Genomic DNA, 19,899 nt, shown 5'->3' on the forward strand with positions numbered 1-19,899 from the left:
GCACCAGAGCCTATCGATATGACTCCGGCAATCGCTGTTATCAGTGGCGACGCGGATACACTCCAGGTTGGCGTGCGTATAGGCCGGAAAACGGTTTTCTACAGTCCGAAAGAAATCGTCGAGACAGAAGAGGGAAGCTGGCGAATCGTTCAGAAGTTTGGCAAGTTCAAACTGGTGAAAATTGAGCCTAAAAAGTAGCCAGAAAGGGCGCTAATGCGTTGCATTTTCGCCCGTTTTGATTGCTTTTGCTGTTTTTTTCCGCAGTTGATACAATGCGATAAAATTGCCCTTGCGAAGGTGATTCGCTTTGGTTAGTATTCACACCCGCTTCAGTGGGAAACATTTGAAACACCCACTTTAATTGGTCGAAGCAATTGGTATGCGGCAACTCCGCAAGGAACAGGTTGATTATGTACGAAGCTCTTTTGGTAGTTTTCCTTATTGTGGCGATTGGCCTTGTTGGTCTGATCATGCTGCAACAAGGTAAAGGCGCTGATATGGGAGCCTCCTTCGGAGCAGGCGCTTCCGGCACGCTGTTTGGTTCAAGTGGTTCTGGTAACTTCATGACCCGCATGACCGCAGTTCTGGCAACGTTGTTCTTCATTATCAGTCTGGTGCTGGGTAACATCAACAGCAACAAGACCAATAAAGGAAGCGAGTGGGAAAATCTGAGCGCGCCGAAATCTGAGCAAACTCAGCCAGCTGCACCGGCTCAGCCGACCAGCGACATCCCACACTAAGAGTAGTATCTGTGCTGAGGTGGTGGAATTGGTAGACACGCTACCTTGAGGTGGTAGTGCCCTAACGGGCTTGTGGGTTCGAGTCCCATCCTCAGTACCAATATTCCGAAAGAAAGACGCTGAAAAGCGTCTTTTTTTTCGTCTGTAGTAAGCGCAGCGCATCAGGCATTGTGCTCGCGGCATACCCGCCGGATGCGGCTTCGCCTTATCCGGCCTACAACTGCAGAACATACCAAACACAGCATGCTTCGTAGGCCTGATAAGCGTAGCGCATCAGGCATTGCGCAAGTGCCAGAGCCTGCCCACAAAAAAAGCCGCATACGCGGCTTTTTGCATACTTCAACAGAGACGCGATTACTTCGCTTTATTCTCCAGGTTCTCAACCTGCGGCACACCGCTGGCGGCAGAGGAGGAGAGCAGACCGGTTTTCGCATAACCAAACAACTTATCGCGCGTATCGGTAATGTCCAGGTTACGCATGGTCAACTGGCCGATACGATCTTCGGCAGAGAACATAGAGTCACCTTTCTCCATGGTAAGACGCTCTGCTTTATAGGTCAGGTTGTCAGACACGGTGTTCAGAATTGAATAATCATTCCCGCGACGCAGTTCCAGCGTGACCTCGCCGGTGATCTGGCTTGCGACCCAACGTTGCAGCGAATCACGCAGCATCAGCGCCTGAGAATCGAACCAGCGGCCCTGATACAGCAGACGGCCCAACTGACGACCATGCGCATGATACTGCTCGATGGTATCTTCGTTATGAATACCGGTCAGCAGACGTTCATAAGCGATATGCAGCAGCGCCATCCCCGGAGCTTCGTAGATGCCACGGCTTTTCGCTTCGATAATACGGTTCTCAATCTGATCGCTCATGCCCAGTCCGTGACGGCCACCAATGCGGTTTGCTTCCAGCATCATCTCCACGTCGTCGCTGAAGGTTTTATCGTTCAGCGCGACCGGATGACCCTGTTCAAAACGGACGGTCACTTCTTCTGCCGGGATCTTCACGTTCTCGTCCCAGAACTTCACACCCATAATCGGATTAACAATCTTGACGCTGGAGTTGAGGAATTCGAGGTCTTTTGCTTCGTGCGTCGCACCCAGCATATTGGAGTCGGTCGAATACGCTTTCTCAACGGACATCTTGTAGTCGAAGCCGCAGGAAATCATGAACTCAGACATCTCATGACGACCGCCCAGCTCATCGATAAAGTCGCTATCGAGCCACGGTTTGTAAATCTGCAGCTCGGCGTTAGTCAGCAGGCCATAACGATAGAAACGTTCAATATCGTTGCCTTTATAAGTGCTGCCGTCGCCCCAAATGTTCACGCCATCTTCTTTCATGGCGGCAACCAGCATGGTACCAGTAACGGCACGGCCCAGCGGAGTGGTGTTGAAGTAGGTCAGCCCGCCGGTGGTGTTGTGGAATGCGCCACACTGAATAGCGGCGATACCTTCTGCAACCAGCTGCTTACGGCAGTCGATCAGACGAGCGTTCTCTGCGCCATATTCCATAGCACGGCGTGGGATAGCGTCGTAGTCTTCTTCATCAGGCTGGCCCAGGTTTGCAGTATAAGCATATGGCACTGCGCCTTTTTGTCGCATCCACAGCAGCGCCGCGCTGGTGTCCAGACCGCCGGAGAAGGCGATACCAATACGTTGACCTACCGGAAGATGCTTGAGAATCGTCGTCATAAAGTAAAACCCTGCTTTGATAGACTGATGGAGAAAACGCTTTTTCGCTCTCAGTGAATTTTTATGCAAAATAAATGAGTTTTCATTTAATCATCTTTTGCGCAATACCGGAAGTGCTTCGTGCGATTTTCAGTGAAAAATCCTTATCGCTTCGGTGTATCGCTCATGACACATTACCGCCTGTGATCCTGCTTGTCCGCTGCATAGAATGTGAGGTTGACAGGATGTTATTTTCTTCTTTATACTACAGGCCGATTTTACGTCCCGTCCTCGGTACCAAATCCCAGCATTATTTGCATTTTTTACTCAAAACGCGTAAAATTTGCCACGTTTCAGGCGCGGGGTGGAGCAGCCTGGTAGCTCGTCGGGCTCATAACCCGAAGGTCGTCGGTTCAAATCCGGCCCCCGCAACCACTTTCCCTTAGAGTTCTTTTTCAAATATACTGTGAAGACTTAGGCCTTCGTAGCTGGATTTGAAAAAAATTCTTTCGGAAGGTTCTCCAGGCCGCAGTTGCGGCTATAGGGTTCAGTTATCTAAAGCCCCGATTTATCGGGGTTTTTTGTTATCTGACTACAGAATAACTGGGCTTTACGCCCTTTTTTTATGTCTTGGGGGTGGGTTTGTCCACATTAGAGCAAAAATTAACAGAGATGATTACGGCACCGGTTGAAGCCCTGGGCTACGAACTGGTCGGCATCGAATTTATTCGCGGTCGCACATCCACACTGCGCATCTATATTGATAGTGAAGATGGCATCAATGTTGATGATTGTGCTGATGTGAGCCACCAGGTAAGCGCGGTAATGGATGTAGAAGATCCAATTACGGTAGCTTACAACCTGGAAGTTTCCTCTCCGGGCCTCGATCGTCCTATGTTCACCGCGGAACACTACACGCGTTTCCTGGGTGAAGAGGTCACGCTGGTCCTGCGCATGGCGGTTCAGAACCGTCGTAAATGGCAGGGCATTATCAAAGCGGTAGACGGTGAAATGATCACTGTGACAGTCGAAGGCAAAGATGAAGTGTTCGCGCTGAGTAACATCCAGAAGGCGAACCTGGTTCCCCACTTTTAACAGTCTGGATTGAGGTGAAAGGCCCCGATGAACAAAGAAATTTTGGCTGTTGTTGAAGCCGTCTCCAATGAGAAAGCACTGCCGCGTGAGAAGATTTTCGAAGCGCTGGAAAGCGCGCTGGCAACGGCTACTAAGAAAAAATACGAACAAGAAATCGACGTTCGCGTAGAGATCGATCGTAAGAGCGGCGATTTCGATACATTCCGTCGTTGGGTGATCGTTGAAGAAGTCACGCAGCCGACGAAAGAAATTACCCTGGAAGCAGCACGCTTCGAAGACGAAAGCCTGAACGTGGGTGATTACGTTGAAGACCAGATCGAATCTGTGACCTTTGACCGTATCACCACGCAAACAGCGAAACAGGTAATCGTTCAGAAAGTTCGTGAAGCTGAACGCGCAATGGTCGTTGATCAGTTCCGCGAGCACGAAGGTGAAATCATCACCGGCGTGGTGAAGAAAGTGAACCGCGACAATATCTCTTTGGATCTCGGTAACAACGCTGAAGCCGTTATCCTGCGTGAAGATATGCTGCCGCGTGAAAACTTCCGTCCAGGCGACCGTATCCGTGGTGTACTTTATTCCGTACGTCCGGAAGCGCGTGGCGCACAGCTGTTCGTCACTCGCTCCAAGCCGGAAATGCTGATCGAACTGTTCCGCATTGAAGTGCCAGAAATTGGCGAAGAAGTTATTGAAATCAAAGCAGCCGCTCGCGATCCAGGTTCTCGTGCGAAAATCGCCGTGAAAACCAACGATAAGCGTATCGATCCGGTGGGTGCTTGTGTGGGTATGCGCGGTGCGCGTGTTCAGGCCGTTTCGACGGAACTGGGCGGCGAGCGTATCGACATCGTTCTGTGGGACGATAACCCGGCGCAGTTCGTGATCAACGCAATGGCGCCGGCGGATGTCGCGTCTATCGTGGTCGACGAAGATAAACACACTATGGATATCGCTGTTGAAGCGGGCAACCTGGCGCAGGCGATTGGCCGTAATGGTCAGAACGTACGTCTGGCCTCGCAGCTGAGCGGCTGGGAACTCAACGTGATGACCGTTGATGACCTGCAGGCGAAGCATCAGGCTGAAGCGCACGCGGCGATCGATACCTTCACCAAATATCTCGATATTGATGAAGATTTCGCGACAGTGCTGGTTGAAGAAGGCTTCTCCACGCTGGAAGAACTGGCCTACGTGCCAATGAAAGAACTGCTGGAAATTGACGGTCTTGATGAAGATACCGTTGAGGCACTGCGCGAACGTGCTAAAAACGCACTGACCACTCTGGCACTGGCCCAGGAAGAAAGCCTCGGTGATAACAAACCGGCTGACGATCTGCTCAACCTTGAAGGGCTGGATCGCGCAATGGCATTCAAACTGGCAGCTCGTGGTGTTTGTACGCTGGAAGATCTCGCTGAACAAGGCGTTGATGACCTGGCTGATATCGAAGGTTTAACTGACGAGAAAGCCGGCGAGCTCATCATGGCCGCCCGTAACATTTGCTGGTTCGGCGACGAAGCGTAATAAACTGTAGCAGGAAGGAACAGCATGACAGATGTAACCGTAAAAACGCTGGCCGCAGAGATACAGACCTCGGTGGATCGCCTGGTACAGCAATTTGCTGACGCTGGTATCCCGAAGTCTGCTGATGACTCTGTTTCCGCGCAAGAGAAACAAACTTTACTGGCGCATCTGAACCGTGAAAACGGTTCTGCGCCGGACAAATTGACCCTGCAGCGCAAAACGCGCAGCACGCTCAATATCCCAGGTACCGGCGGTAAAAGTAAGTCGGTACAAATCGAAGTCCGCAAGACACGCACCTTTGTGAAACGCGATCCGCAAGAGGCCGAACGCCTTGCCGCGGAAGAGCAGGCGCAGCGTGAAGCGGAAGAGCAAGCCCGTCGTGAAGCTGAAGAAGCAGCGAAACGCGAGGCGCAACAAAAAGCTGAACGTGAGGCCGCGGAACAAGCGAAACGTGAAGCCGCTGATAAAGCGAAACGTGAAGCTGCGGAAAAAGACAAAGTGAGCAATCAACAAGACGATATGACTAAAACTGCCCAGGCTGAGAAAGCCCGCCGTGAAAGTGAAGCTGCTGAGCTGAAGCGTAAAGCGGAAGAAGAAGCACGCCGCAAGCTTGAAGAAGAAGCGCGCCGCGTAGCGGAAGAAGCCCGCCGTATGGCAGAAGAAAACGAGAAAAATGGTGTGAATAACGCTGAGCCAACTGAGGACACCAGCGATTATCACGTCACCACTTCTCAGCATGCTCGCCAGGCTGAAGATGAAAACGACCGTGAAGTTGAAGGTGGTCGTGGCCGTGGTCGTAACGCGAAAGCGGCGCGTCCGGCGAAAAAAGGCAACAAACACGCTGAATCTAAAGCGGATCGTGAAGAAGCGCGTGCTGCGGTTCGTGGCGGTAAAGGCGGTAAACAGCGTAAAGGTTCTTCTCTGCAGCAGGGCTTCCAGAAGCCAGCGCAGGCCGTTAACCGTGACGTTATCATCGGCGAAACCATCACCGTTGGCGAGCTGGCGAACAAAATGGCCGTTAAAGGTTCTCAGGTCATCAAAGCGATGATGAAACTGGGCGCCATGGCGACTATCAACCAGGTCATCGACCAGGAAACCGCACAGCTGGTTGCCGAAGAGATGGGCCACAAAGTTATCCTGCGTCGTGAAAACGAGCTGGAAGAAGCGGTAATGAGCGACCGTGATACAGGTGCTGCGGCTGAACCGCGCGCACCGGTCGTGACCATCATGGGTCACGTTGACCACGGTAAAACCTCTCTGCTGGACTACATTCGTTCAACGAAAGTGGCCTCTGGCGAAGCGGGCGGTATTACCCAGCACATCGGTGCATACCACGTTGAAACTGACAACGGTATGATCACCTTCCTGGATACCCCGGGCCACGCCGCGTTTACCTCTATGCGTGCTCGTGGTGCGCAGGCAACGGATATCGTTGTCCTGGTTGTTGCAGCAGACGACGGCGTGATGCCACAGACCATCGAAGCTATCCAGCACGCGAAAGCGGCGCAGGTTCCGCTGGTGGTTGCTGTGAACAAAATCGATAAGCCAGAAGCTGACCTCGATCGCGTTAAGAACGAACTCTCCCAGTACGGCGTTATGCCGGAAGAGTGGGGCGGCGAAGCACAGTTCATCCCAGTATCTGCGAAAGCCGGTACCGGTATCGATGACCTGCTGAACGCTATCCTGCTGCAGGCTGAAGTTCTGGAGCTGAAAGCGGTTCGTAAAGGTATGGCGAGCGGTGCGGTTATCGAATCCTTCCTCGATAAAGGCCGTGGTCCGGTTGCTACCGTTCTGGTACGCGAAGGTACTCTGCACAAAGGCGACATCGTTCTGTGTGGCTTCGAATATGGCCGTGTTCGTGCGATGCGTAACGAACTGGGTCAGGAAGTGCTCGAAGCAGGCCCGTCCATTCCGGTGGAAATCCTGGGTCTGTCCGGTGTTCCGGCAGCCGGTGACGAAGTGACCGTTGTGCGTGACGAGAAGAAAGCGCGTGAAGTTGCACTGTATCGTCAGGGTAAATTCCGTGAAGTTAAACTGGCTCGTCAGCAGAAATCTAAACTGGAGAACATGTTCGCCAACATGACCGAAGGCGAAGTTCACGAAGTGAACGTCGTGCTGAAGGCTGACGTACAGGGTTCTGTAGAAGCGATTTCCGATTCCTTGCTGAAACTGTCTACCGACGAAGTGAAAGTGAAGATTATCGGTTCCGGTGTCGGTGGTATCACCGAAACCGACGCCACGCTTGCTGCAGCATCTAACGCCATCCTGGTTGGCTTCAACGTCCGTGCTGACGCTTCTGCGCGCCGCGTGATCGAATCAGAAAGCCTGGATCTGCGTTACTACTCCGTTATCTATAACCTGATTGACGAAGTGAAAGCGGCGATGAGCGGCATGCTGTCTCCGGAACTGAAACAGCAGATCATCGGTCTGGCTGAAGTGCGTGACGTGTTCAAATCACCGAAATTCGGTGCGATCGCGGGCTGTATGGTTACCGAAGGTATCATCAAGCGTCACAACCCAATCCGCGTTCTGCGCGACAACGTGGTTATCTATGAAGGCGAGCTGGAATCCCTGCGCCGCTTCAAAGATGACGTTAACGAAGTCCGTAACGGCATGGAATGTGGTATCGGCGTGAAGAACTACAACGATGTTCGCGTTGGCGATATGATCGAAGTGTTCGAGATCATCGAGATTCAGCGTACGATTGCCTAAGGTTGATCGGGTGTAGGCCGGATAAAGCGTTACGCCGCATCCGGCAGCCGTTGTCTGATACGACGCTCGGGCGTCTTATCAGGCCTGGTGAACAGCCCTTTCCACCTGAGATTAATTTTAAAAGGGGCTTTTGGCCCCTTTTTTGTCTGGAGAATTTATTATGGCGAAAGAATTTGGTCGCCCGCAGCGCGTGGCGCAGGAAATGCAAAAAGAGATAGCAATCATCCTGCAGCGCGAAATTAAAGACCCGCGTCTGGGCATGATGACGACTGTTTCCGGCGTGGAAATGTCTCGCGATTTGGCCTATGCCAAAGTGTTCGTCACTTTCCTGAACGACAAAGATGAAGCTGCCGTAAAAGCCGGCATCAAAGCTCTGCAGGAAGCGTCTGGGTTTATCCGCTCTCTGCTGGGTAAAGCCATGCGTTTGCGTATCGTGCCGGAACTGACATTCTTCTACGACAACTCGTTAGTTGAAGGGATGCGCATGTCCAACCTGGTGACTAACGTGGTTAAGCATGACGAAGAACGTCGTGTAAACCCGGACGACAGCAAGGAGGACTAATGAGTCGTCCTCGTCGTCGCGGTCGTGATATCCACGGCGTACTGTTGCTGGATAAACCGCAGGGTGCATCCAGCAATGACGTGCTGCAAAAAGTAAAGCGCCTCTATAACGCGAACCGCGCCGGGCATACCGGGGCGCTGGATCCTCTGGCAACCGGCATGCTGCCAATTTGCCTTGGGGAAGCGACCAAGTTTTCCCAGTATCTGCTGGATTCCGATAAGCGTTATCGCGTCATCGCGCGTTTGGGTCAACGTACCGATACGTCCGATGCCGACGGTCAGATTGTCGAAGAGCGCCCGGTGACGTTCACCGATGCGCAACTGGCTGAGGCGCTGGAGAGTTTTCGTGGCGATACTCAACAAGTGCCGTCCATGTATTCGGCACTGAAGTATCAGGGCAAAAAACTCTACGAATACGCTCGCCAGGGGATTGAAGTGCCCCGTGAAGCGCGCCCGATTACCGTGTATGAGCTGCTGTTTATTCGCCATGAAGGCAATGAACTGGAGCTGGAAATTCACTGTTCAAAAGGCACCTACATTCGCACCATCATTGATGATCTGGGCGAAAAACTCGGCTGTGGCGCGCACGTGATTTTCCTGCGCCGTCTGGCCGTGAGTAAATACCCTGTTGAACGCATGGTGACGCTTGAACAACTGCGTGAGTATGTCGAACAGGCTGAACAGCAGGGTATTCCCGCATCGCAGCTGCTGGATCCGCTGCTGATGCCGATGGACAGCCCGGCGTCGGACTTCCCGGTCGTTAATATTCCTTCCGTCGTGGCGGCGTACTTTAAGAATGGCCAGCCTGTGCGCGCCTCTCAGGCGCCAGCCAGCGGATTAGTCCGTGTCACGGAAGGCGACGACGCTAAATTTATCGGTATGGCTGAAATTGACGATGAAGGCCGCGTCGCACCGCGTCGCCTGGTGGTGGAGTACCCCGAGTGAGGCATTGCCTCTCTTGCGATAACAGGCCGCTGCGAGTAGAATGTTGCGGCTTAACGTCTGCGTAATTGTTTAACAATTGGCAAGCGTTATCTCAGGGCTGCTGAATTAGAGATCGGCACCCTTTCATTCTTTTAAATTTGGAGTTCAAAATGTCTCTAAGCGTTGAAGCTAAAGCACAAATCGTTTCTGAGTTCGGTCGCGATGCGAACGACAGCGGTTCTACCGAAGTTCAGGTTGCTCTGCTGACTGCACAGATCAACCACCTGCAGGGTCACTTTGCAGAGCACAAAAAAGATCACCACAGCCGTCGTGGTCTGCTGCGCATGGTTTCTCAGCGTCGTAAACTGCTGGACTACCTGAAACGTAAAGATGTTGCACGCTACACCGCGCTGATCGAGCGTCTGGGTCTGCGTCGCTAATTCTGGCGAGTTTCAGAAAGAGGGGCCTTTATGGCCCCTTTTTTCCACCAGATGTCAGCGAGTTAAGAGAAAAGGTACCCGAAAAAAATAGCGCTTAAGCGAAAGCCTGTGTGTCACGTAAATGAATTTACAACGCACGTTGCTAACGCAGCGGTATTTTGAAAGATAACGGGTATAATGTATTGTTGTTGTACATGTTCTTCATTGCAGAGGTTCGCGCGGCTAATGAGAGGCTTCACCCATGAAGGGTTAGGGTTGTCATTAGTCGCGAGGATGCAACGAAGATCGAGTTCCTATGTCGGCACGCCTGAAGGTGTGCTGCCACTTATTAAGAAAGGATAGAATTTTGCTTAATCCGATCGTTCGTAAATTCCAGTACGGCCAACACACCGTAACTCTGGAAACCGGCATGATGGCGCGTCAGGCAACTGCCGCTGTTATGGTTAGCATGGATGACACCGCGGTATTCGTTACCGTTGTCGGCCAGAAAAAAGCCAAGCCAGGCCAGGACTTCTTCCCGCTGACCGTTAACTATCAGGAGCGTACCTACGCTGCTGGTCGTATCCCGGGCAGCTTCTTCCGTCGTGAAGGCCGTCCAAGCGAAGGCGAAACCCTGATCGCGCGTCTGATTGACCGCCCGGTTCGCCCGCTGTTCCCGGAAGGCTTCGTCAACGAAGTTCAGGTTATCGCGACCGTTGTGTCCGTTAACCCGCAGGTTAACCCGGATATCGTGGCAATGATTGGCGCATCCGCTGCGCTCTCTCTGTCCGGTATCCCATTCAACGGCCCAATCGGCGCCGCTCGCGTGGGTTACATTAATGACCAGTACGTACTGAACCCGACTCAGGACGAACTGAAAGAAAGCAAGCTGGATCTGGTTGTTGCCGGTACCGAAGCGGCTGTTCTGATGGTTGAATCTGAAGCGGAACTGCTGAGTGAAGATCAGATGCTGGGCGCAGTTGTGTTCGGTCATGAACAGCAGCAGGTTGTTATCCGTGAAATCAACGAGCTGGTTAAAGAAGCCGGTAAACCACGTTGGGACTGGCAGCCAGAAGCGGTAAACGACGCGTTGAACGCACGCGTTGCAGCCCTGGCAGAAGCGCGCCTGAGCGACGCGTACCGCATCACCGACAAACAAGAGCGTTATGCTCAGGTTGACGTGATCAAATCTGAAACCATCGCAACGCTTACGGCAGAAGACGAAACCCTGGACGCTAACGAACTGGGCGAAATCCTGCACGCTATCGAGAAAAACGTCGTTCGTAGCCGTGTACTGGCAGGCGAACCGCGCATCGATGGCCGTGAAAAAGACATGATCCGTGGTCTGGACGTGCGCACTGGCGTTCTGCCGCGTACTCACGGTTCCGCGCTGTTCACCCGTGGTGAAACTCAGGCGCTGGTTACTGCTACTCTGGGTACCACCCGTGATGCGCAGAACCTCGACGAACTGATGGGCGAGCGTACTGACAACTTCCTGTTCCACTACAACTTCCCTCCGTACTGCGTAGGTGAAACCGGTATGGTCGGTTCTCCGAAGCGTCGTGAAATTGGTCACGGCCGTCTGGCGAAGCGTGGCGTGCTGGCCGTGATGCCGGAACTGGACAAATTCCCGTACACCGTTCGCGTGGTTTCTGAAATCACCGAATCTAACGGTTCTTCTTCCATGGCTTCCGTGTGTGGTGCTTCTCTGGCGCTGATGGACGCAGGTGTGCCGATCAAAGCCGCCGTTGCGGGTATCGCGATGGGTCTGGTGAAAGAAGGCGACAACTTTGTTGTTCTGTCTGACATCCTGGGCGACGAAGACCACCTGGGCGATATGGACTTCAAAGTAGCGGGTTCCCGCGACGGTATCTCTGCACTGCAGATGGATATCAAAATTGAAGGTATCACCAAAGAGATCATGCAGGTTGCGCTGAACCAGGCTAAAGGTGCGCGTCTGCACATCCTGGGCGTGATGGAACAGGCGATCAACGCGCCGCGTGGCGATATCTCTGAGTTCGCACCGCGTATCCACACCATTAAGATCAGCCCGGACAAAATCAAAGACGTTATCGGTAAAGGCGGTTCTGTTATCCGTGCCCTGACCGAAGAAACCGGCACCACCATCGAAATCGAAGATGACGGTACTGTGAAGATCGCAGCGACTGACGGTGAGAAAGCGAAATACGCTATCCGTCGTATCGAAGAGATCACCGCAGAAATCGAAGTGGGTCGTATCTATAACGGTAAAGTGACCCGTATCGTAGACTTTGGCGCATTCGTTGCCATCGGCGGCGGTAAAGAAGGTCTGGTGCACATCTCTCAGATCGCTGATAAGCGCGTTGAGAAAGTCACTGATTACCTGCAGATGAATCAGGAAGTACCGGTTAAGGTTCTGGAAGTTGACCGTCAGGGCCGTATCCGTCTGAGCATCAAAGAAGCAACCGAGCAGTCTCAGCCTGCTGCCGCACCGGAAGCTCCGGCTGCGGAACAAGGCGAGTAAGGTTTGCCGTTTTGCCCTCTGCGCAAGCAGGGGGCAATTTTACCTGGCGGGATGCCTGTTTGCAGCCGGGGGACAGGACGTTCATCCAATTGTTGTCTTCGGGAGTGGGAAATGAAGCCTTTTTTGCGCTGGTGTTTCGTAGCGACAGCACTCACGCTGGCAGGATGCAGTAATTCTGCCTGGCGAAAGAGTGAGGTCCTCGCGGTACCATTGCAACCGACTTTACAGCAAGAAGTGATTCTGGCACGCATGGAACAAATTCTTGCCAGTCGGGCTTTAACCGATGACGAACGCGCACAGCTTTTATATGAGCGCGGAGTGTTGTATGATAGTCTCGGTCTGAGGGCACTAGCGCGTAACGATTTTTCGCAAGCGCTGGCAATCCGACCAGATATGCCTGAAGTATTCAATTACTTAGGCATTTACTTAACGCAGGCAGGCAATTTTGATGCTGCCTATGAAGCGTTTGATTCTGTACTTGAGCTTGATCCAACTTACAATTATGCGCACTTGAACCGCGGCATCGCGCTTTACTACGGTGGCCGTGCAAAATTAGCGCAAGATGATCTGCTGGCGTTTTATCAAGACGATCCCAATGATCCCTTCCGTAGCCTGTGGCTTTTCCTCGCTGAGCAGAAGCTCGATGAGAAGCAGGCAAAAGAGGCGTTGAAACAACGCTTCGATAAATCGGATAAAGAACAATGGGGATGGAACATTGTCGAGTTCTACTTAGGCAACATTGACGAAAAAACGTTAATGGAGCGCCTGAAGGCGGACGCAACGGATAACACCTCGCTCGCTGAGCATCTCAGTGAAACCAACTTCTATTTAGGTAAGTATTACCTAAGTCTTGGGGACAAGGACAGCGCTACGGCACTGTTCAAACTGGCGGTTGCTAACAACGTTCATAACTATGTTGAGCACCGATACGCATTGTTGGAATTATCGCTCCTGGGCCAGGACCAAGATGACCTGGCAGAATCGGACCAGCAATAGCTGACGACTACATCAGCCCGTAATCTTTTTGATTGCCATCACCTTCGCGGGTGAGGGCGTTGTTGTTCGTTAATACACCTACTTTGAGCCGGTTCACACTTTTCAATGAAAATTGCAGATCAATTTCATGATGAGTTATGTAGACTGGCCGCCATTAATATCGAGGCACTTGTACTACATGGCTGAATTCGAAACCACTTTTGCAGATCTGGGCCTGAAGGCTCCTATCCTTGAAGCCCTTAACGATCTGGGTTACGAAAAACCATCTCCGATCCAGGCTGAGTGCATTCCGCACCTGCTGGGCGGTCGTGACGTGCTGGGCATGGCCCAGACAGGTAGTGGTAAAACCGCAGCGTTTTCCCTGCCACTGCTGAACAATCTTGATCCTGAGCTGAAAGCACCTCAAATCCTGGTGCTGGCACCGACCCGCGAACTGGCGGTTCAGGTTGCTGAAGCCATGACGGATTTCTCTAAACATATGCGCGGCGTAAACGTGGTTGCCCTGTACGGCGGCCAGCGTTATGACGTGCAGTTACGCGCCCTGCGTCAGGGGCCGCAGATCGTTGTCGGTACGCCGGGTCGTCTGCTGGATCACCTGAAACGCGGCACCCTTGACCTCTCTAAACTGAGCGGTCTGGTTCTGGATGAAGCTGACGAAATGCTGCGCATGGGCTTCATCGAAGACGTTGAAACCATTATGGCGCAGATCCCGGAAGGTCATCAGACCGCGCTGTTCTCTGCCACCATGCCGGAAGCGATTCGTCGCATTACCCGCCGCTTTATGAAAGAGCCGCAGGAAGTGCGCATCCAGTCCAGCGTGACGACGCGTCCTGACATCAGCCAGAGCTACTGGACTGTGTGGGGCATGCGTAAAAACGAAGCGCTGGTTCGTTTCCTGGAAGCGGAAGATTTTGATGCGGCGATTATCTTCGTTCGTACCAAAAACGCGACTCTGGAAGTGGCTGAAGCCCTTGAGCGTAACGGCTACAACAGCGCCGCGCTGAACGGCGACATGAACCAGGCGCTGCGTGAGCAGACGCTGGAACGCCTGAAAGATGGTCGTCTGGACATCCTGATTGCAACCGACGTTGCGGCCCGTGGCCTGGACGTTGAGCGTATCAGCCTCGTCGTAAACTACGATATCCCGATGGATTCAGAGTCTTACGTTCACCGTATCGGTCGTACCGGTCGTGCGGGTCGTGCTGGCCGCGCGCTGCTGTTCGTTGAGAACCGCGAGCGTCGTCTGCTGCGCAACATCGAACGCACCATGAAGCTGACCATTCCGGAAGTAGAACTGCCGAACGCAGAACTGCTGGGCAAACGCCGTCTGGAAAAATTCGCCGCGAAAGTACAGCAGCAGCTGGAAAGCAGCGATCTGGATCTCTACCGTGGCCTGCTGGCGAAAATCCAGCCGACTGCTGAAGGTGAAGAACTGGATATTGAAACCCTGGCCGCAGCACTGCTGAAAATGGCACAGGGCGAACGTACTCTGATCGTTCCGCCAGATGCACCGATGCGTCCGAAACGCGAATTCCGTGACCGTGATGACCGTGGCCCGCGCGATCGTAACGATCGTGGCCCGCGTGGCGATCGTGAAGATCGTCCGCGTCGCGAACGTCGTGATGCCGGTGATATGGAACTGTATCGCATTGAAGTGGGCCGTGATGATGGTGTTGAAGTTCGTCACATCGTTGGCGCGATCGCTAACGAAGGCGATATCAGCAGCCGTTACATCGGTAACATCAAACTGTTTGGTACCCACTCTACTATCGAACTGCCGAAAGGTATGCCGGGCGAAGTACTGCAGCACTTTACTCGTACCCGCATTCTGAACAAACCAATGAACATGCAGCTGCTGGGCGACGCACAACCGCGTCCTGAGCGTAGCGGTGGTCGTGGTTTCGGTGGCGAGCGTCGTGATGGTCGTGGCTTTGGCGGCGAACGCCGTGAAGGTGGCCGTGGCTTCGGTGGCGAGCGTCGTGAAGGCGGCCGCGGTGAGCGTCGTTTTAGCGGTGAGCGCCGTGACGGTGGCCGTGCGCCGCGTCGTGATGATGCTTCTGCTCCACGTCGTGATGACTCTTCCAGCCGTCGCCGTTTCGGTGGTGATGCGTAAGAAATCGCCGCTTGTTAGCGTAAAGTAAAATATACAGCCCCGGTTGCGAAATCGGGGCTTTTTTTATTTCCTTTGTACTCATGTACTGGTACATTAGCGCCATGCTAACGTATAGCAAAGAACGATTCACTGGAGATATCGGCAAATGGCGACACTTACCACTACAGCTTCACGCCCGTCACTCTTTGGCGGCGTGGTGATCATCGGCGGAACCATTATTGGCGCGGGCATGTTCTCGCTGCCGGTGGTGATGGCCGGTAGCTGGTTTTTCTGGTCGCTGGCGGCGCTGCTCTTCACCTGGTTCTGCATGTTGCATTCCGGGTTGATGATCCTTGAAGCGAATCTCAACTACCGTATCGGCGCGAGTTTCGACACCCTGACCAAAGATCTCCTTGGAAAAGGCTGGAACGTTATTAACGGCATCTCAATTGCCTTTGTACTCTACATCCTGACCTATGCGTATATCTCCGCGAGCGGTTCAATTCTGCACCACACATTCGCGGAAATGTCGCTGAACGTACCGGCACGCGTAGGCGGTTTTACCTTCGCGCTGTTGGTGGCGTTTATTGTCTGGATGAGCACCAAAGCGGTTAGCCGCATGACGGCTATCGTATTAGGCGCGAAAGTCATCACCTTCTTCCTGACGTTCGGCAGCCTGTTAGGACACGTGGAACCGACAACGCTGTTTAACGTTGCAGAAAGTAACGCGTCTTACACCCCGTATCTGCTGATGACGCTGCCGTTCTGTCTGGCCTCGTTTGGTTATCACGGTAACGTGCCAAGCCTGATGAAGTATTACGGTAAAGATCCAAAGACCATAGTGAAGTGTCTGGTCTACGGCACGCTGCTGGCCCTGGGTCTGTATGTCATCTGGTTGCTGGGCACGATGGGCAATATCCCGCGTCCGGAATTTATCGGCATTGCGCAGAAAGGCGGGAACATTGATGTGCTGGTGCAGGCGTTGAGTGGCGTGCTGAACAGCCGTAGCCTGGATCTGCTGCTGGTGGTGTTCTCTAACTTCGCGGTAGCGAGTTCATTCCTGGGCGTAACGCTGGGTCTGTTTGATTACCTGGCCGATCTGTTTGGCTTTGATGATAGTGCGTTGGGGCGTTTTAAAACGGCACTGTTGACGTTTGCTCCGCCAGTTATCGGCGGTCTGCTGTGGCCGAATGGCTTTCTGTATGCCATCGGTTATGCCGGGCTGGCCGCGACTATCTGGGCGGCGATTGTGCCAGCACTGTTGGCCCGCGCATCCCGCAAACGCTTCGGCAGCCCGAAATTCCGCGTCTGGGGTGGCAAGCCGATGATTGCTCTGATTCTGGTCTTCGGTATCGGCAACGCGCTGGTACACATTCTGTCGAGCTTTAATATGTTGCCGGTTTATCAGTAATTGTGCGGCCTGATGCCCTCACTCTAACCCTCTCCCATCGGGAGAGGGACTGCCCGGAGTGAGGGGCAACACAATCGCACTTACCCCAACAACTCTTCCTTCACATCCATCGCCAGCCCGAACGAATGCAGCCGTGCCTCGCTATCGAAAATCTGGCCATTAACCATAATTTCATCCGCGTCGGTTTCACGCAGAATCGACTCCAGCCCGTGACGCACTTTCGCTTTATCGCCAACCAGCGACATACTCAGCGCCTGCTGTACGCCATACTGCTCGGACGGTGACCAGAACTGATCCATGTTTTGAATCGGCGGCGGTAGCTGCCCGGTTTCGCCACGACGCAGCTTCACAAAGGCCTGCTGCATGGAGGTGAACAGGAATTCCGCATCGCGATTGCTGTCTGCGGCGATAATGTTGATGCACACCATCGCGTACGGTTTTTCCAGCCGCGCGGAGGGTTTAAAGTTGGTGCGATAAAGGTGCAGCGCCTGAAACAGCATATCTGGTGCGAAATGTGAGGCGAACGCAAACGGCAGACCGAGCTGTGCGGCAAGCTGTGCGCTGTAGAGGCTTGACCCCAACAGCCATACCGGAATTTTTTCGCCGTAGCCGGGAACAGGGCGTACGTGCGGATTCGGATCGCGGGCATCGAACCAGTCGACCAGTTCCGCCACATCGCGCGGGAAATTATCCACGTCACCGCTCATATGGCGGCGTAATGCCATCATGGTGCGTTGATCGCTGCCCGGCGCGCGGCCTAGCCCCAAATCAATGCGTCCAGGATACAGCGTATTGAGCGTCCCGAACTGTTCGGCAATCACCAGCGGGGAGTGGTTTGGTAACATCACACCACCGGAACCCAGATGCAAGGTCGTGGTATTCGCCGCAAGATAGCCAATCAGCACCGATGTCGCCGCGCTGGCGATGCCGGTCATGTTGTGGTGCTCCGCTAACCAGTAGCGGTGATAGCCACGTTTTTCGGCAAGTTTTGCGAGATCGAGAGAGCGGTCGAAGGCGTCTTTAGCCTTAAACCCTTGTGGGATCGGGGCCAAATCGAGCACCGAGAAAGAAACAGGTTTGTCAGTCATAAAGGCTCACTTTGTTACAGCGTCATCATCAGATTGAAGGTCTTGTTCCAGCCTGGCAGCACAGCGCGCTGTCGGCCAGAAAAGCTGCATCTTTAATACTGCATTAAAAACTGATGACTGTTGTTAACAAAGTGAGCTTTTTTATCAGGCCTGCAGTTCCAGACCCGCCAGGCGTTTCCAGTAACCATTACAGTCGCTGTTGGCGGTGAGGTTCAGCGGTGCCTGGCCATTTTCGTTGGCGCGGAAGGCATCCAGCATGGCGAACGTCTCGGTGCCCAGCGGCGACAGGCGCACGATATCCACAAGCCCCTGCATTGAAGCCAGTTCGTTGCCGAGGTTATAGACATAGCCGCTCATGGTCTGAATACCGTTTAGCACGAAGACCTGCTGGTTTTCCTGCGACAGCATACTGCGCCCGTTCGGATATTTAATACAGCAGGTTTCGCACTCATCTTTTGGCTTATCTTCCGAACGCGCGGTAAAGCAGCGCGCGGAGTAGGCCAGCGGCAGATGACCGTAGCTCAACACTTCCACTTCAAACTGATTGCGGATGCCCAGTTCTTCGCACTGCGTCAGCAGATTTGCCAGCCAGTCGCGAGACAGTTCGACCGGCATACACCAGCGAATCATGCCCTGTTTCGCCAGCAGACGAAGCGTTACCGCGTTATAGCAGTTCAGTGCATGCCCGGCGACAAACGGCAGCTTGCGCTCGGCGCACATATTCACCACGCCGAAGTCGCTCGCTTCCAGCAGGAAGTCGCCATTTTCAACGTAGCGCTTCAGCTCGCCCAGTTCAGAAGAAGCCTGCACCAACGCCAGCGTTGACAGCACAATTTGCTTGCCGCTGCCCGCCAGCGATTTCGCCATATCCAGCCAGTCGCCCACTTTGGTGGCGCGGCGCTTGCTGCATACCGCTTCGCCCAGATAGATGATATCGGCATTGCTGGTGGCGGCCTGCTGGTAGAACTCTTCCAGCGTCTCTTTTGGCCAGTAGTACAGCACCGGCCCTAATGAATATTTCATGGTCTTTCCTACTGCCATTTGCGGTGGTACGCGCCAAGCGTGGTTTGTGTACCTTCGGACATGGAGCCGAGAGTGTCCATCCATGCTGCCTGTGGCACAAAGTTTTGCGGATCCGCGATGCAGCGATCGATGGCCTGACGCCAGACTTTCGCCACCTGGCTGACATAGGCCGGGCTACGCTGGCGACCTTCAATTTTTACCGAGGCGATATTGGCGGCCAGCAGTTCCGGCAGCAGCTCCAGCGTATTCAGGCTGGTCGGCTCTTCCAGCGCATGATAGCGCTCGCCGTCGACCAGATAACGCCCTTTACACAGGGTCGGATACCCGGCGTTCTCGCCGTCCTGGTAGCGGTCAATTAGCACTTCATTGAGGCGCGACTCCAGCCCCTGCGGCGTTTGTTGCCAGCGCACATAGCGCGCCGGAGAACACGCGCCGACGGTATTCGGAGATTCACCGGTCAAATAAGACGACAGATAGCAGCGGCCTTCCGCCATAATGCACAGGCTACCGAACGCGAACACTTCCAGCGGAACGGGCGTGACGCGCGCCAGCTGTTTCACCTGGTGGATGGAAAGCACACGCGGCAGCACCACGCGGGCGACATCAAAGTTGCGATGATAGAAGCGAATCGCTTCTTCATTGGTCGCGGAAGCCTGAACAGAGACATGGCGCTCAATGTGCGGGTAGCGTTCTGCCGCATACTCCAGCATAGCGATGTCGGCGAGGATCAGCGCATCAGCGCCAAGCTGTGCGGCCATGTCTACCGCGCGTTGCCAGCGAACGTAACCGTCCGGGTGCGCAAAGGTATTGATGGCGATATGCAGCTTACGCTTATGCTGGTGCACAAAGCTGACGGCTTCCTGCAGTTTTTTCTCGGTAAAATTCAGACCGGCAAAATGGCGGGCGTTGGTGTCATCTTTCAGCCCGATATAGACAGCATCGGCACCGTTCTCGATGGCCGCCTTCAGCGCCGGGAGATTTCCGGCAGGGCAGAGCAGCTCCATAATTCTTCCTGCAGATAGCGATAATGTTAACGAGGTGGGATTTTAGTTAACCTGGCGGCGATTATTTTTGATTTGAGGCAGACAAAAGCGTATTGATGGCACCAATAATGGTTAGTCTTTACCACATAATTGTTGATTT

16 protein-coding genes and 2 tRNA genes are annotated in these 19,899 nt (G+C 53.6%); 14 read left to right on the top strand and 4 right to left on the bottom strand.

The window, feature by feature from the left end; translation table 11 throughout:
* The first annotated feature begins 410 nt into the window (after positions 1 to 410).
* Both secG and ACOXYR_RS01165 read left to right on the top strand, forming a co-directional pair.
* Positions 411 to 740, top strand: coding sequence for a preprotein translocase subunit SecG (gene secG, locus ACOXYR_RS01160; protein ID WP_108474985.1), 330 nt, complete (start codon positions 411 to 413; stop codon positions 738 to 740).
* Positions 741 to 753: 13 nt separating this feature from the next.
* Positions 754 to 840 (top strand) — tRNA-Leu (locus ACOXYR_RS01165).
* Positions 841 to 1,094: 254 nt separating this feature from the next.
* Here ACOXYR_RS01165 and argG read toward each other — a convergent pair.
* Positions 1,095 to 2,438 (bottom strand): argininosuccinate synthase, encoded by a 1,344-nt coding sequence (argG, locus tag ACOXYR_RS01170; protein WP_421355418.1) that lies wholly within the window; start codon positions 2,436 to 2,438, stop codon positions 1,095 to 1,097.
* 337 nt (positions 2,439 to 2,775) lie between these two features.
* Here argG and ACOXYR_RS01175 point away from each other — a divergent pair.
* The 12 genes from ACOXYR_RS01175 (at position 2,776) to mtr (ending at position 16,645) form a co-directional block, all read left to right on the top strand.
* Positions 2,776 to 2,852, top strand: a tRNA-Met gene (locus tag ACOXYR_RS01175).
* Positions 2,853 to 3,059: 207 nt separating this feature from the next.
* Complete coding sequence (rimP, locus tag ACOXYR_RS01180) at positions 3,060 to 3,512, top strand: ribosome maturation factor RimP (RefSeq protein WP_015962865.1); 453 nt, start codon at positions 3,060 to 3,062, stop codon at positions 3,510 to 3,512.
* 27 nt (positions 3,513 to 3,539) lie between these two features.
* Positions 3,540 to 5,027: a transcription termination factor NusA gene (gene nusA / locus ACOXYR_RS01185; protein WP_108474987.1), complete on the top strand. Its 1,488-nt coding sequence runs from the start codon at positions 3,540 to 3,542 to the stop codon at positions 5,025 to 5,027.
* A 24-nt stretch (positions 5,028 to 5,051) separates the two neighbouring features.
* Positions 5,052 to 7,739: a translation initiation factor IF-2 gene (gene infB / locus ACOXYR_RS01190; RefSeq protein ID WP_108474988.1), complete on the top strand. Its 2,688-nt coding sequence runs from the start codon at positions 5,052 to 5,054 to the stop codon at positions 7,737 to 7,739.
* A 160-nt stretch (positions 7,740 to 7,899) separates the two neighbouring features.
* On the top strand, positions 7,900 to 8,301 hold the full coding sequence (gene rbfA / locus ACOXYR_RS01195; protein ID WP_049848849.1) for a 30S ribosome-binding factor RbfA: 402 nt from the start codon (positions 7,900 to 7,902) through the stop codon (positions 8,299 to 8,301).
* On the top strand, positions 8,301 to 9,245 hold the full coding sequence (truB, locus tag ACOXYR_RS01200) for a tRNA pseudouridine(55) synthase TruB (RefSeq protein ID WP_108474989.1): 945 nt from the start codon (positions 8,301 to 8,303) through the stop codon (positions 9,243 to 9,245). Before rbfA ends, truB begins: the two co-directional genes overlap by 1 nt.
* Positions 9,246 to 9,394: 149 nt before the next feature.
* Positions 9,395 to 9,664: a 30S ribosomal protein S15 gene (gene rpsO / locus ACOXYR_RS01205; protein ID WP_015962870.1), complete on the top strand. Its 270-nt coding sequence runs from the start codon at positions 9,395 to 9,397 to the stop codon at positions 9,662 to 9,664.
* Between the two features lie 346 nt (positions 9,665 to 10,010).
* Positions 10,011 to 12,146 carry a polyribonucleotide nucleotidyltransferase gene (pnp, locus tag ACOXYR_RS01210; protein WP_108474990.1) on the top strand — a complete coding sequence of 712 codons (2,136 nt, stop codon included), beginning with the start codon at positions 10,011 to 10,013 and terminating at the stop codon, positions 12,144 to 12,146.
* 111 nt (positions 12,147 to 12,257) lie between these two features.
* Positions 12,258 to 13,142, top strand: a complete 885-nt coding sequence (nlpI, locus tag ACOXYR_RS01215) for a lipoprotein NlpI (protein ID WP_015962872.1) — start codon at positions 12,258 to 12,260, stop codon at positions 13,140 to 13,142.
* 105 nt (positions 13,143 to 13,247) lie between these two features.
* The gene (gene yrbN, locus ACOXYR_RS01220) at positions 13,248 to 13,328 is read left to right on the top strand and encodes a protein YrbN (RefSeq protein WP_100249910.1); all 81 of its coding nucleotides are present in this window, start codon (positions 13,248 to 13,250) and stop codon (positions 13,326 to 13,328) included.
* Complete coding sequence (locus ACOXYR_RS01225) at positions 13,321 to 15,255, top strand: DEAD/DEAH family ATP-dependent RNA helicase (RefSeq protein WP_421355417.1); 1,935 nt, start codon at positions 13,321 to 13,323, stop codon at positions 15,253 to 15,255. Before yrbN ends, ACOXYR_RS01225 begins: the two co-directional genes overlap by 8 nt.
* Positions 15,256 to 15,400: 145 nt before the next feature.
* Positions 15,401 to 16,645 carry a tryptophan permease gene (gene mtr, locus ACOXYR_RS01230; protein WP_421355416.1) on the top strand — a complete coding sequence of 415 codons (1,245 nt, stop codon included), beginning with the start codon at positions 15,401 to 15,403 and terminating at the stop codon, positions 16,643 to 16,645.
* A gap of 80 nt (positions 16,646 to 16,725) precedes the next feature.
* Here the strand turns inward: mtr and ACOXYR_RS01235 are convergent, their stop codons facing one another.
* The 3 genes from ACOXYR_RS01235 to ubiU form a co-directional block, all read right to left on the bottom strand.
* Positions 16,726 to 17,733: a luciferase-like monooxygenase gene (locus ACOXYR_RS01235; RefSeq protein WP_108474993.1), complete on the bottom strand. Its 1,008-nt coding sequence runs from the start codon at positions 17,731 to 17,733 to the stop codon at positions 16,726 to 16,728.
* A 144-nt stretch (positions 17,734 to 17,877) separates the two neighbouring features.
* On the bottom strand, positions 17,878 to 18,756 hold the full coding sequence (locus ACOXYR_RS01240; RefSeq protein WP_421355415.1) for a U32 family peptidase: 879 nt from the start codon (positions 18,754 to 18,756) through the stop codon (positions 17,878 to 17,880).
* 8 nt (positions 18,757 to 18,764) lie between these two features.
* Positions 18,765 to 19,760, bottom strand: coding sequence for a ubiquinone anaerobic biosynthesis protein UbiU (ubiU, locus tag ACOXYR_RS01245; RefSeq protein ID WP_015962877.1), 996 nt, complete (start codon positions 19,758 to 19,760; stop codon positions 18,765 to 18,767).
* Positions 19,761 to 19,899 lie beyond the last annotated feature (139 nt).

Origin of the sequence: Pseudocitrobacter faecalis (assembly GCF_965231525.1) — a bacterium.
Lineage (GTDB): Bacteria > Pseudomonadota > Gammaproteobacteria > Enterobacterales > Enterobacteriaceae > Pseudocitrobacter > Pseudocitrobacter faecalis.